This is a genomic window from Myxococcus sp. CA005, assembly GCF_006518205.1.
In the GTDB taxonomy this organism is placed as follows: domain Bacteria; phylum Myxococcota; class Myxococcia; order Myxococcales; family Myxococcaceae; genus Myxococcus; species Myxococcus xanthus.
Genome location: NZ_SRLV01000144.1, coordinates 1 through 12,606, shown reverse-complemented (window position 1 = coordinate 12,606; position 12,606 = coordinate 1). Strand labels below are relative to the sequence as shown.

11 protein-coding genes are annotated in these 12,606 nt (G+C 70.5%); 5 read left to right on the top strand and 6 right to left on the bottom strand.

Going from position 1 to position 12,606, the window contains the following annotated elements:
• Both FMQ63_RS35620 and gluQRS read right to left on the bottom strand, forming a co-directional pair.
• Positions 1 to 912: hypothetical protein (locus tag FMQ63_RS35620; RefSeq protein WP_228556554.1), on the bottom strand; the 912-nt coding region annotated here is incomplete at its 3' end.
• A gap of 141 nt (positions 913 to 1,053) precedes the next feature.
• Positions 1,054 to 2,001, bottom strand: coding sequence for a tRNA glutamyl-Q(34) synthetase GluQRS (gluQRS, locus tag FMQ63_RS35615; RefSeq protein WP_011551388.1), 948 nt, complete (start codon positions 1,999 to 2,001; stop codon positions 1,054 to 1,056).
• Positions 2,002 to 2,171: 170 nt separating this feature from the next.
• On the opposite strand from gluQRS, the gene FMQ63_RS35610 reads away from it, so the two are divergent.
• Together FMQ63_RS35610 and FMQ63_RS35605 are read left to right on the top strand one after the other, a co-directional pair.
• Positions 2,172 to 3,026: a metallophosphoesterase gene (locus tag FMQ63_RS35610; RefSeq protein WP_026114137.1), complete on the top strand. Its 855-nt coding sequence runs from the start codon at positions 2,172 to 2,174 to the stop codon at positions 3,024 to 3,026.
• 34 nt (positions 3,027 to 3,060) lie between these two features.
• A complete protein-coding gene (locus tag FMQ63_RS35605; protein WP_011551390.1) occupies positions 3,061 to 4,656 on the top strand; it encodes an adenylate/guanylate cyclase domain-containing protein in 1,596 nt (531 codons plus the stop codon).
• Here the strand turns inward: FMQ63_RS35605 and FMQ63_RS35600 are convergent.
• Both FMQ63_RS35600 and rlmN read right to left on the bottom strand, forming a co-directional pair.
• Positions 4,646 to 5,029: a hypothetical protein gene (locus FMQ63_RS35600; RefSeq protein WP_020478233.1), complete on the bottom strand. Its 384-nt coding sequence runs from the start codon at positions 5,027 to 5,029 to the stop codon at positions 4,646 to 4,648. The two genes, FMQ63_RS35605 and FMQ63_RS35600, sit on opposite strands and share 11 nt — an antisense overlap.
• Positions 5,030 to 5,335: 306 nt before the next feature.
• A complete protein-coding gene (rlmN, locus tag FMQ63_RS35595; protein WP_011551392.1) occupies positions 5,336 to 6,415 on the bottom strand; it encodes a 23S rRNA (adenine(2503)-C(2))-methyltransferase RlmN in 1,080 nt (359 codons plus the stop codon).
• Between the two features lie 171 nt (positions 6,416 to 6,586).
• On the opposite strand from rlmN, the gene FMQ63_RS35590 reads away from it, so the two are divergent.
• The 3 genes from FMQ63_RS35590 (at position 6,587) to FMQ63_RS35580 (ending at position 10,556) form a co-directional block, all read left to right on the top strand.
• Positions 6,587 to 8,077: a glutamate-cysteine ligase family protein gene (locus FMQ63_RS35590; protein WP_011551393.1), complete on the top strand. Its 1,491-nt coding sequence runs from the start codon at positions 6,587 to 6,589 to the stop codon at positions 8,075 to 8,077.
• Between the two features lie 95 nt (positions 8,078 to 8,172).
• Positions 8,173 to 9,591: a hypothetical protein gene (locus FMQ63_RS35585; RefSeq protein WP_216609477.1), complete on the top strand. Its 1,419-nt coding sequence runs from the start codon at positions 8,173 to 8,175 to the stop codon at positions 9,589 to 9,591.
• A gap of 203 nt (positions 9,592 to 9,794) precedes the next feature.
• Positions 9,795 to 10,556, top strand: a complete 762-nt coding sequence (locus tag FMQ63_RS35580) for a hypothetical protein (RefSeq protein WP_225909774.1) — start codon at positions 9,795 to 9,797, stop codon at positions 10,554 to 10,556.
• Positions 10,557 to 10,614: 58 nt separating this feature from the next.
• On the opposite strand, the gene FMQ63_RS35575 is transcribed toward FMQ63_RS35580, so the two are convergent.
• Entirely contained in the window at positions 10,615 to 11,370 is a 756-nt protein-coding gene (locus FMQ63_RS35575) for a LytTR family DNA-binding domain-containing protein (RefSeq protein ID WP_228556555.1), read from the bottom strand.
• A 20-nt stretch (positions 11,371 to 11,390) separates the two neighbouring features.
• Positions 11,391 to 12,452, bottom strand: a complete 1,062-nt coding sequence (locus FMQ63_RS35570) for a sensor histidine kinase (RefSeq protein WP_011551397.1) — start codon at positions 12,450 to 12,452, stop codon at positions 11,391 to 11,393.
• Positions 12,453 to 12,606: the final 154 nt, after the last annotated feature.

Below are 12,606 nucleotides of genomic sequence, written 5' to 3'. Positions count from 1 at the left end.
GGTGGGCGGCGTGGTGATGACGGCGCCTTCAGCGGCGATGCGCTGGCGGCGGCTCACGCCCACGGTGGCGCCAAGCATCGCGGAGATGAGGCCCAGCAGCAGTGACGCGAAGATGCCCCAGAAGACGCGGCTGGTGGGCTCCGCTGCTTGCAGCGCGCCCTGTTGGACCTGCTCACCCACCTGACCGACCTTGCCCTGGAACGCGGTGAACTGGCCGCTCACCCGGCCCGCGATCTCCTGCGCGTCCTGGCGCGACAGGCGCGTGTTGTCCGCGATGGACGTGACGAGCACCTCCTGGTCGAGGTTGCCGGTGCGCAGGGCGGTGCTGAGGACTTCGGACGTGGCGGCCTGGAGTTGGTTGGCGGTGATGGTCGGCTTGCCCTCCGCTTGGAGGCGCCGGTTGATGGGGCCGAGCGCGTCATTGGCATCCAACCCGAAGGCCTGCGCGGCCTGTCCACCTCCCGAGGCCGCGCCCGCCACCGCCGAGCCGGTGGCCCCCACCACCGCGCCGCCCGCGCGCAGCGCGGTGCCGACGACGGACGACAGCAGCATTCCCAGCAAGGCGGTGCCCACCAGCGTCGTCAAGCCCCACATCACCGCGCCGTGCAGCGCACCGCCGCCCTTGTCCAGCCGGCCCGCGGAGCGCGCGGCGACGAAGCCGCCGCAGAAGAGGGCGATGAGCGGCGCGATGGCGCTCCAGATGCCGGTGCCGATGCTCGCGGCCCGGACGCTGCCCGGGTTATTGGGGTTTATCGACGACAGCCCGAGCGCCAGGCCGAGCGAGTTCAGCAGAAGCCACAGGGCCAGGGCGACGAAGGCGCCTCCGAAGATGGAGCCCCAGCTCAGCTTGTAGGGGTTGCCCGCGACGGCGGAGACGACGCCGGGCGCTTGGTTCTCGACGATGGCTGCCATGGTGCTGCCCCTCCTGATGCCTGGGAGCGCCTCGAGCGGAAAGGAGGCGCTCGTGTTCGCGGCAAACATGGCCATGGGGCAGCGGAGGCACGATTCCGCCGCGCCCGGATGTCTCGCCGTGGAGGAGGGCGGAGCCCGGGCTCACCCCAGGCCGAGTGCTTCTCGGAGCGCGGCCTCTCCCGCGACGATGGGCGTGCGCGGCAGTCTTTCGGGACGGAAGCTGTGCACCAGTTCGGCGAGCGTCAGGGGGCCACCGTCTCCCCATCCACTCCATGAGGCGAGCAGGCCCAGCACCCGCTCGGGAGCCACGCCACGCTCACGCAACTCCGCGAGCGCGAAGGCACCCTCGCGCTTGGCGAGACGCTTGCCGTCTTCGCCCAGCACCAGCGGGACGTGGAGGAAGTCGGGCGCGCGCAGGCTGAGCGCGGCGTAGAGCTGGAGCTGCCGGGGCGTGGAGGAGAGCAGGTCATCCCCGCGCAGCACGTGGGTGATGTCCGTGGCCGCATCGTCCACCACCACCGCGAGCTGGTAGCTGGCCACGCCGTCGTTGCGCCGCACGACGAAGTCGCCCACCACCGCGTCCACGTCTTGCGAGTACGAGCCCTGCAAGCCGTCCACGAAGCGGACCTCGCCGGGGACCGCGCGGAAGCGGTACGCGGGGGGGCGCGTGCGGGCGCGCTCGGAAATCTGTTCGCGGGTGAGGTGCGCGCAGGTGCCCGGGTAGCGGGGGCCTTCGTCGGAGAGTCCGTGAGGCGCGCTGGCGGCCCGTGCAATCTCCGCGCGTGTGCAGAAGCAGGGATACACGCGCCCTGCTTGTTCCAACCGGGCCTGGGCGTCGCGGTAGAGGCCGTCCCGCTGGCTCTGGAAGACGGGCTGCTCGTCCCAGTCCAGCCCCAGCCATTCCATGTCGCGCAGCAGGTCGTCCACGTACTGCGGCTTGCAGCGCGCGCGGTCCAGGTCCTCGATGCGCAGCAGGAAGCGGCCGTGGGCCGCCCTCGCCTGGAGCCAGCCGAGCAGCGCGCTGCGGATGTTTCCCAGGTGCATGCGCCCGGTGGGGCTGGGGGCGAAGCGGCCTCGGACCTGGCTCATGGGCGCCCCCGAGGTCCGTGGGGAAGGAGGGCGTGCGGGCACGCGGAGTGAATCATCGTCGCGGGGGACCATAACCGACGCGGGGGGCCCGCCGCAGTGCCCGTGGCCTGCTTCGTCGACGCCCCCGGAGGTGGGTGCTACGTTCGTCGTGATTGGCGGAAATCCCCTCGATGCGCATCGCCCACTGCTCCGACGTCCACATCACCGAGGACTACTTCGCGCTTCCGCTGCACCGGTTGGGCTGGCGACGTTGGATGGCCCTGGCGGAGCTCACCGTGGGAGGCCGCGCCCGGCGGTATGCGCGCGCGCCCCAGGCGCTGGCCGCCATTGCCCGGGACGCGCAGGCCGCGCAGGTGGACCACTTCATCCTCTCCGGCGACCTGACGGCGTACGCGCTGGACGCCGAGTTCAGCGGCGCCCGCCAGTCCCTGGGCGCGCTGGCGGAGGACCCCCGTCGCTGCACCGTCATCCCCGGCAATCACGACGTCTTCACGCCCGGGAGCCACCGCACCGGACGCTTCGCGAAATACTTCGGCCACCTGCTGGAGAGCGACCTGCCGGAGTACCGCCGTGAGGGCGCCTTTCCCTTCGTCCGGCTGCTGGGCACCGAGGCCGCGGTGGTGGGACTGCTGTCCGCCCGTGTGCCGCGCACGCCGGGCCTGTCCTACGGCGTCATCGGCGAGGCCCAGCTTGGAGGCCTGGCCGCGCTGCTGAAGGACGCCCGGTTGGAGGGGCGCGCCATCCTGGTGGTGGTGCACCACGCGCCGCTCAATCCCCATGGGCGACCGGACCGCTGGCACCATGGCCTCCGGGACGCGGACGCCTTGCTGAAGCTGCTGCCGGGCCCGCGCTACGCGGTGTTGCACGGCCACATCCACCGGCGCTACCACCATCCCGCCACCGCCGACCGGCCCCATGTCTTCGGCGCGGGCTCCTCCACCGAATCCGGACACGAGGGGTACTGGCTCATCGACGTGGCGGACGGACAGGTGTCCGGCGGCCAGCAACAGACGCCCGCGCTGTGACAGCACCGCCCGGGCGGCGATAGAAGGGCAGCCCATGACCGACATCACCCTGGAGGAGTACAAGGCGCTGCGCACCCTCCAGCGCGCGGTGGATGACGCCTTGGAGGACAGCCTGCGCGGGCGTGAGACGCTGACGCAGACCTTCAAGCGCTGCTTCCCGTTGGTGCTCTCGCTCACCGGCGCCAAGGCCGTGGCCATCACCACGCGCGACGAGGAGCTGGTGGAGCAGACGTGGAACGAGGGGGACTGGAGCGACCGTCACCCCGGCGCGCTGCTGGAAGGTGCCGTGGGCGTGCGCCGGTTGGGGGCGGACACCCTGGTCAGCCAGCCCCTGGACGTGGCGGGAACGCGCGTGGGCGTGTTCGGCCTGCTCTTCGCGAACGACGCCACCGCGCCGGACTCCTCCGCGCGCCTGCTGCGCGTGCTGGACACCGTGGCGGAGCAGCTCGACACGGTGTTGTGCCTGGTGCACACCGCGTCGGAGAAGCACCAGCTCATCCTCCAGTGCAACAGCCATCTGGCCAACCCCGTCTTCGAAGCGGGCATGGACCTGGCCGTGCTGACGCTGGCGCAGCGCGTGCGCCTGCCAGGCTTCCTGCTGCTGTACCGGGACGCGGTGCAGCCGCATGTGCTGCACTACCGCACCTATCGCAACGGGCACCTGGAGTTCGAAAGCGGCGAGCAGCCCCATGCGGGGTTGGAGGCTGCCATCCGTCAGCACGGCCCCCGGCTGCTCCTGAGCGAGGAGTCCACGCTGCGGCGGCTCTTCTCCGGCCGCACCACCGAGGCCGTGCTCATCTCCGGCGCCGCCGCGCAGGGCCCGCTGGGGAAGATTGTCGTGTGGAACGACAGCGGCTTCTCCTCCTACGCCATGGACCTCATCCGGGTGCTGGCGTCCACGCTGAGTCAGCGGCTCCAGGACTACAACCGCGAGCGCATCCACCTGTCGCAGTTCTTCCCCAACGCCATCATCGACGCGTTGTTGCACGACCCCGCCTACGCCCAGTACCTGCGGGCGCAGGACCAGGAGGTGGGCATCCTCTTCGCGGACATCAACGGCTTCACCCGCATCTGCGAGCAGGGCTTCGACAGCCCGCGCAACATCGGCCGCTTCGTGGATGAGTGGAGCCAGCGCGCCGTGGGCTGCATCTGGGAGCACGGCGGCGTGTTCGACAAGATGGTCGGTGACTGTGTCATCGGCCTCTTCGGGCCGCCCTTCTTCAAGGGCACGCCACGCGAGCGCGCGCAGGCGGCGGTGCGGGCTGCGTGTGACATCCAGGCCTTCACCGCGTCGCTGGGCGCGCGCGAGGAAGTGGCGGCGCTGTGTGAGCGCGTGAAGCTGCCGGGCCTGGGTGTGGCGGTGGGCGTCAACCTGGCGCACGCCAACTGCGGCCTCTTCGGGCCCAACCGTCAGTACACGGCCTTCTCCAGCGGCATGAACCAGGCGGCCCGCCTCCAGTCACTGGCGGGTTTCCGGGAGACACTGGTGATGGAGCGCGTGCATGACGCGCTGGTGGGCTCGGATGAGCCCTTCTTCCAGGGCCTGCGCTTCGGGCCCCTGACGGAGACGCCCGTGAAGAACGTGGCGCAGCCGCTGCGCCACTACCGGCTGGAGCCGCTCACGCCTTGAGGTGAGGGCCCGCGTAGCGCCGCGAGAAGTGAATCCACCGGCGCTCGTCCACCTCCACCTGCCATTCGGAGTTGGGCGTCAGTGGCAGCCGCTGCTTGAGGAAGCTCTCCAGATGGTCCGCCGCCTTCACCGGCGTGAGGCCCGGTGCACGGAAGGCGATGTGCAGGAAAACGTCCAGCGTGGCCGCCACGTCCACGGACGCGCAGATGCGCAGCGACCCCACGCGGCGCTGATAGAGCGTGTTCTGCCCGGGCCATGCTGCCGGGTCCATGCCTGTTCGTGGCAGTGACAGCCAGTTGTACGGCTCGAGAACGAAGTCGAGCAGCTCACTGCTCGCCTCATCCACCGTTGCGTGCTCCTGGATGGAAAGCATCGCCCACCTCCCCGGGGAAGCCGATGGAAAGAATGTGCCCATGGCCGTGTCGCGTGCAAGGGGCACCACCCGCAATCGACATGGGCGTCCGCCACCGACACGACGCACCGCTCGGGGTGTAACTCGGGACCCTGACGGATGGACCTTTGCGTCATGGCGCGTGCGCTTCGCGCGAAGCGCACGCGGTGTGGCGGGCATGCGAGCGTGAGCTCTCCTCACGCGGCGCTCGGGCGCTTCGACGTTCGAGACAGTGCGCTCGTACCCGGGGCCTGGGCGGACAGCAGGCTTGGGGCCTTCAGGAATGCGTCAGGCGCTGGTGGGAAGTGAACGGCGTGAACGCCGTTCCACGGTGGCCTTGAGCTGGCCACACCCCGCGTCGATGTCGATGCCCCGGCGCTGACGCACCGTGCTGGGCACGTCATAGGTGGCGAGCACGTCCTGGAAGGCGCGCACGGACTCCGGACGGCTGGGGCCGCCGTCGTAACCCACCGTGGGGTTGAGGGGGATGACGTTGACGTGCGCGTCCATGCCGCGCAGCAGTTGACCCAGCGTGTGCGCGTGCTCGGCGGTGTCGTTGCGGCCGGAGATGAGCGTCCACTCGAAGAAGATGCGGCGCTTGCGCTTCTCGCTGTAGTAGCGGCACGCGTCCATCAACTCGTCGAGGGGCCAGCGGCGTCCAGCGGGGACCAGCGCCGCGCGTTCGGCGTCGGTGGCGCCATGGAGGCTGACGGCCAGGTGGATGGGGCGCTCTTCATCCGCGAGCCGCCGGATGCCGGGCACGACGCCCACCGTGCTGAGCGTGATGAAGCGTGGGCCCATGGCGAGCCCCAGCGCATCCACCAGCACGTCCACCGCGGACATCGTGTGCTCGTAGTTGTGGAGCGGCTCGCCCATGCCCATGAGGACGACGTTGCGCAGCGTCTCGCCGGAGGCGCGCAGGATGCGGTTGACGTGGAGTATCTGCCCCACGATTTCGCCGGGCGTCAGGTGGCGTGAGAGCCCCATCTGCCCGGTGGCGCAGAAGACGCAGCCCATGGCGCAGCCGGCCTGCGTGCTGATGCACACCGTGGCGCGGCCCTTGAACCGCATCAGCACGGTTTCAATGGTCTGCCCGTCGTCCAGTCGCAGCAGCAGCTTGTGCGTGAAGCCGTCGCTGCTGAAGGACTCGTGGTGGGTGGCCAACTGGCCCAGGCGCGTGTGCTCGCGCAGCATGCGCAGCAGCTCCGGCTTGAGGCCGTCCAGTTCGTCGAAAGTGGTCGCGTGCCGGCGGTACAGCGCGGTCCAGAGCTGGTCGCGGTGGTAGGGGCCGAAGCCCCAACCGGAGAGCAGCGCCCCCAGCGCGGGCCGCGTCAAATCGTACAGGTTGGCGGACGTGTCGGACGGCATGACCAGGCCCCGAGATAACACACCGGGCGCGGGCGTACCTACCCGTGCCCGGTGCCATTCGTGGACATTGACCCTGCCCTGCGGGGCGGTCTGGCAGGCGCCGGGTGGCCGGGCAGGCGGGTTCCCGGGCGCTGGGGCGGAAGCAGGCGGCCGTACCTACCTTGAGCCGTCATGGGGATGGCCATCCATCAGGAGGAATTCCGTCCGGAGGACCACGAGCGTTTCTCCCGGCGGCTGGCGGAGAGCCTGGAGGCGCTGCGGGCACTTTTGGCGCGCCCGGGGTTCGGCGTGGGTGCGCCGACCGTGGGCGCGGAGCTGGAGCTGTACCTCGTGGATCGCCTGGGTTTCCCACTGCCGGTGAACCGAGCGGTGCTGGCGCGCGCGGAAGACCCCCGCGTGACGCTGGAGCTGGATGCCTTCAACCTGGAGGTGAACCTGCGTCCGTGCCCGCTGGCCGGCAGGTCCTTCAGTGCGCTGCGCCAGGAGGTGGAGAGCGCGGTGTCCGCGGTGCGCCGGGCCGCGTCCATGCTGGGCGCGCGCGTGGCCGTCATCGGCATCCTCCCCACCTTGCGCGAGGCGGATTTGGGCAGCGGCGCGCTCACGAGCGAGCCGCGCTATCGCGCCATGTCCACCGCCATCCGTCAGCGCCGGTCCGCGCCGTTCCATGTATCGATTCGGGGCGAAGAGGAGGCGCTGTCGCTCACCTGGAAGGACGTGACGCTGGAGGGCGCGAACACGTCGCTCCAGTACCACCTGCGCGTGGCGCCTGGGGACTTCGCGCGCATGTACAACGCGGCGCAGCTCGCCACGGCGCCGGTGTTGGCGGCGGCGGGCAACTCGCCGCTCTTCCTGGGACGGAAGCTGTGGGACGAGACGCGCGTGGCCCTGTTCCGGCAAGCGGTGGATGACCGGGGCGAGCCCGGAGAAGGCGGCTTTCAGCCCCACGCGCGCGTGTCGTTCGGCCATGGCTGGGTGCGCGAGGGCGCCTACGAGTTGTTCGCCGAAGCGGTGGCGCTGCATCCACCGCTGTTGCCGGTGTCGGGCGATGAGCCCCTCCGCGAGCGCGTGGCGGCGGGCGAGGTGCCGGACCTGGAGGAGCTGCGCCTGCACCAGAGCACGGTGTGGAGCTGGAACCGCGCCATCTACGACCCGAAGGCTGGAGGCCACCTGCGCATCGAGTTCCGCGCCTTGCCCGCCGGGCCCACGCTGGTGGACATGATGGCCAACGGCGCCTTCCTGCTGGGTCTCACGCTGGCGCTGGCCGAGCGCGTGGATGCGCTGCTACCCGCGCTACCCTTCGTCCACGCGTACGGCAACTTCATCCGCGCCGCACGGCAGGGCCTGGACGCGGAGCTGCTGTGGCCCTCCTCCACGGCGCCCAGTCCGCGGCCGATGGCGGCGACGGAGCTGGTGAAGCGGCTGCTCCCCGACGCCCGGGAGGGCCTGGTTCGCGCGGGCGTGGACGCGGAGGAGGCGGACACGCTGCTGGGCATCCTCGAACAGCGCGTCGTGCTGCGACGGACGGGCGCGACATGGCAGCGGCAGATGCTGGCGCGGCTGGAGTCACAAATGCCCCGGCGGGACGCCCTGGCGGCGATGTTGGAGCGCTACCTCCAGCGCTCCGAATCCGGAGCGCCTGTCCATACATGGCCGGTCGAGTAGCCTGTCGCCTGGGGTGTGCGGTAAATCGCGACGCGCCGTGAATATTTCGTCGCCACGTCCGTCACCGGACGCACGCGACTCGCGCTTTCGTGACCATGGCCCGGCTCCTCCTCGTCTCCTTGTTGGTTCTGTGTGCCTGTACCACCCTGCGCGGCCGCGCGGACTCGTTGGCGCAAAAGGGCATGTTCGTGGAGGCCGCGGCCATCTACGACGACCTCATCCGGCAGAGCCCCTATGACCAGGAGCTCCTCCTGGCGCGCGAGGGCCTGCGCTCGCGCGCGCTGGCGCAGTTGCTGAGCAACGCGCGGGAGGCGCGCCTGGAAGGGGATGACGAAGAAGCGGAGGCGTGGCTCCTGCGCTTCCTGAACCACCGGACGGCATGGAACGCGAAGCTGAATGGCGGCTTGGAGAGCTCCCTGCACGAGGAGGTGGATGGCACACGCCGTCATCTCCAGCGGCTCGTCGGCAACCCCGCGCGCCAGGGACACGCGCTCACGGCGGAGCAGGCATTGCGGCGCAAGCAGCCGCTGCTGGCGCACCGCGAGCTGGCCCTCATCTCCCGCGACATGGAGTGGCTGGTGCTCCAGAGCGGCAAGACGTCCTGCCAGCGCCTGCGGGACACCAGCACGGATGACAGTCCGCACTGGCGCGAGCTGGTGTTCCGCTACTGCGGCCACTGGCGGGAGTACGCGCCTCGCCCCGCGACGGCGCCCGAGCTGTTCGGCCCGCCTTCCTGGACGGGCACCGTGGAGGGCCTGGACGAGGCACAACAGGCGCAGTTGGAGGCCCGGCTCACCCAGGCCTTCGAGTCCTCGCCCTGGTTCGCGCCAGGAGGCTCGGCGCGGCCGGTGTTCAGCCTGGAGGGACGCTTCGTCACCCAGCGCGACAGTCACCCCGTGGAGCTGACCGCGCCGTGGACGGAGAGCGTGCCGTACACGGACCACGAGGACCGCACGGAGACCATCGAGGAGCCCTACGAGGCGGAGGAGGAGTACACCGACTCGAAGGGCAAGACGAAGACGCGCAAGGTGACGAAGTACACCAAGCACACGCACACCTACTCCGTGCCCGTCACGCGGTACCGCGACGTCCCCAGGAAATTCGAGTACCACGCGCTGCGGCTGTCGCAGGCGCACCACGTCACGGTGGCTTCGTCCGTGGTGTTGGACGCCCGGCGCGGGCCCTTCACCGTGACGTTGCAGGACCAGCTCTCCGAGTCCGGCCACGAGCACGACGTCACCTTCAAGGAAGGCAACGTGAGGCCCCAGCGGCCGAACTTCACCCTGGCCGAGGCCTGGCTCGAGGCGAAGGTGGAGGCCCTGCGCGTGGCCTTCTCCCGGCGGCTCGCCGAGCACTGGCGTGAGTCCTACTGTTCCACGCCTTCGCTCACCTTGGACGAAGCCGCGCGGTGCGCGCGCGCTGGTATCGCCGTCCCCATTCAGGCGTCCCGGGTCCTCTCAGACATCCTTGGCGCGGACGCGACCCAGGTTCCCGCACTTTTCGCGTTACCGTGACGCGGTGTGGGGCGGTGTCGCGTCCAGTCGGCGGGTATCATTTATGACGGTCCGGGTTGTTATGGTGTTCTGACCTGGAATACCCGTGAGCGCGGACTGTAAAACCTGTCAACCCCGCGCTGGTAGGTGGATTCCACCCAGAGGACCGTATGCATCCGACTGACGTCCGCTGCCGTAGTCCCCGTAGGAACCTTGCGATGTGGATGGCTTCTTCGCTGCTGCTCGCCGCGTGTGGTGGGGCGGAGGCGGAGGCGCTCGCGGACGCCGAGTCCCCTGGCGTGGCGTCCCAGTCGTTGGTGGAGCCGTCGTCCGAGTCCGCCGACCGGCGCATCATCGTGTACCAGACGACCTCGCTTCAGCTCATTCGCATGGACAACCAGGGCGATTCGCACCTGGTGGCGGAGCGCACCGGTGCGCCCGAGGTGTCCCTGGATGGCAGCCGCGTGGCGTATGTGAAGCTGCCGGATGGATACCGCGAGGGCGACGTGGTGCGGAGCTCGGAGCTGTACGTGCTCAACGCGAACTCGGGTAGGTCGGTCCGGGTGACGCAGGGCTTCGATGACAGCGAGCCCGTGTGGACGCCGGATGGGCGCAACGTGCTGTTCCAGTCCACGCGGCGCTCGGGCGTGCCCTCGCTGTGGCTCGTGAAGGAGAACGGCAAGGACCTGAAGCAACTGACGAACGCGGGCACCTCGCAGTTCAGCTCGGCCTACATCCCCAACCCCGCGCTGGGCGGCACCGTGGAGTGGGATGCGGACCGGCGCATCATCGTCTACACGACGACCAGCCTGCGGCCGGGCGAGGACGGCGAGGTGCGCGTCATCACCTTCGACAGGAACTACGACGTCGCCACGGCCTACAGCCTGGGCACGGGCTTCGGGCCGGTCTGGACGGAGCGCGGCACCGTCGTCTACTCGCGGAACGAGGGTGAGCGGGTCGTCAGCGTCGAAGTGCGCGTGAAGTAGGTCGTCACCCGCAGTCGGGCCCGCGCGGATGCACCGGAGCGCGGGCCTTTGTCTTTCTTCAGCCCTCTTCCTCGACGCCGCGACGCAGGCCCAACATGCGCCGCAGCTCGCGCGCGGACTGACGGCTCACCTCCACCGCGTGGCCTCGCAGCGTGCGCGCCAGGTAGCCACCTGTGTCCAGCGGCTCCAGTCGCGCCACGTGCGTGAGGTTGAGCAGCGCGCGGCGGTGGACGCGGTGGAAGTGCTCGGACGGCAGCTTCTCCACCAGCTCGTTGAGGGTGAAGTCGGTAAGGAAGTCTCCCTGCGTGGTGAACACGGTCACCAGCTCGTCCTCCAGCGACGCGTGGGAGATGGCTTCGGGATCCACCAGGACGATGCCCTGCCGCGTGGGAATGGGCAGGCGGCCCAGGCCGCGGACGGGCGAGCCAGGTGGCTTCGGTGGGGTGCTGACCGTGCTCGTGGGTGATGTGGCCGGACCGCGTGCGCGTGCCCGCTCCAGGGCCTTCTGAAGGCGCGCGGGCTCCACGGGCTTGAGCACGTAGTCCACCGCGCCATGTTCGAAGGCCTGCACGGCGTGCTCGGCGTGGGCGGTGCAGAGGATGACGCGCGGGCCGCCTTCCGGCAGCAGGGCCAGGGCATCCAGGCCGCTGAGGCCGGGCATGTGGATGTCCAGCAGCACCACGTCCACGCCGCCCGCGCGCACGGCGGAAAGGACGCCATCCGCGTCCGAGGCCTCGCCGCAGACCTCCGTGTCCGGGAGCGCCGCGAGCAGCCGCGTCAGGCGCTTTCGGGCGAGCAGTTCGTCATCGGCGATGAGGACGCGAAGTGGGGCGCTCAGGTGAGGACTCCAGGTTGGGGGCCCGCGCGGGGCAGGGTGACGGTGACACGGGTGCGCGCCTCGCCGCCGTCGAGCACGAGGCGGGCGGCGCCGCCGTAGGCCAGGGCGAGGCGGCGCTCCACGGTGGGCAGGCCCGCGCTGCCCTCGCGCGGCCCCCGGGAGGGGCCCGGGTTCTCGATGGCGACCTCCACCTCGTGTCCCCGCGCGGTGACGTCCAGGGACAGGGGGCCGCGGTGGCCGGCGGCGGGGCCATGCTTCACCGCGTTCTCCGCCAGGGGGAGCAGCACGAGCGGCGGGACGGGAATCTCCTCCATGCCGGCGGGGATGTTCAGCGTGAGTTGGAAGAGGTCCGGGTCGCGGAGCAGGTGCAGGTCGAAGAGCGTGCGGATGAGCTCCAGCTCCTGGGCCAGGGGCCAGGTGGCGCTGCGCACGCCCGCGAGCACGGAGCGGAGCATGGTGGACAGCCGCAGCACGGCGGTCTCCGCGACGGCGCCGTCCTCACGGCACCACTCCGCGATGGCGTTGAGCGTGTTGAAGAGGAAGTGCGGGTCCAGGTGGCTGCGCAGCGCGAGGAGCTGGGCCTGCTCGGCCTCCAGCGCGAAGCGGGCGGCGCGGGCGCGCTCGCGGGTGAGGCTCTCCTCGAAGCCGATGTCACGGCCCAGGCCCCAGCCCCCCACGAGGAAGAGCGCGCCGCACACCGCGAGGTTGGTGGGCTGCGTGAGGAAGGTGGGGCCCATGCCCAGGAGCTTCGGCAGCACGAAGCCGGAGGTGAGCACCACGCCGCTGCCCACGGTGGCGTAGAGCAGGAGCCGGATGCCGCCATGGCTGAGGTCCAGGCCCTCCGGGAAGAGGACGCGGTAGGAGACTGGGGCCACCGCGATGAAGAGCAGGCACATCAAGAGGCCCAGCCCGAACGCGGCCCAGAGGGGGGCGTGGCTGAAGCGCACCTGCGCGGTAATCAGCGCGACGGAGATGACGAGGATGGGCAGCAGCCGTCGGGGCTCCACGAGGGCCCGCAGGGTGGCGCGGACGATGGAGCCTTCCGTTGTTTCCAGCATGCGCCAGCGGGAGCCTACACCGCCGGCCGCGTCACTGCGCCGGGCGCTCCTCCAGCTCCGTCTCGAAGGCGTCCAGCAGCATGCTGCCGGCGAGGACGACGGGGAAGAGGACGATGGCGGCGACGACGAGGACGGGGGAGGGGAGGGCGAACAT

Coding starts and splice junctions, on each gene's coding strand:
- gluQRS (WP_011551388.1), bottom strand. CDS start 2,001: ATGAGCCAGGTCCGAGGCCGCTTCGCCCCCAGCCCCACCGGGCGCATG.
- FMQ63_RS35610 (WP_026114137.1), top strand. CDS start 2,172: ATGCGCATCGCCCACTGCTCCGACGTCCACATCACCGAGGACTACTTC.
- FMQ63_RS35605 (WP_011551390.1), top strand. CDS start 3,061: ATGACCGACATCACCCTGGAGGAGTACAAGGCGCTGCGCACCCTCCAG.
- FMQ63_RS35600 (WP_020478233.1), bottom strand. CDS start 5,029: ATGCTTTCCATCCAGGAGCACGCAACGGTGGATGAGGCGAGCAGTGAG.
- rlmN (WP_011551392.1), bottom strand. CDS start 6,415: ATGCCGTCCGACACGTCCGCCAACCTGTACGATTTGACGCGGCCCGCG.
- FMQ63_RS35590 (WP_011551393.1), top strand. CDS start 6,587: ATGGGGATGGCCATCCATCAGGAGGAATTCCGTCCGGAGGACCACGAG.
- FMQ63_RS35585 (WP_216609477.1), top strand. CDS start 8,173: ATGGCCCGGCTCCTCCTCGTCTCCTTGTTGGTTCTGTGTGCCTGTACC.
- FMQ63_RS35580 (WP_225909774.1), top strand. CDS start 9,795: ATGGCTTCTTCGCTGCTGCTCGCCGCGTGTGGTGGGGCGGAGGCGGAG.
- FMQ63_RS35570 (WP_011551397.1), bottom strand. CDS start 12,452: ATGCTGGAAACAACGGAAGGCTCCATCGTCCGCGCCACCCTGCGGGCC.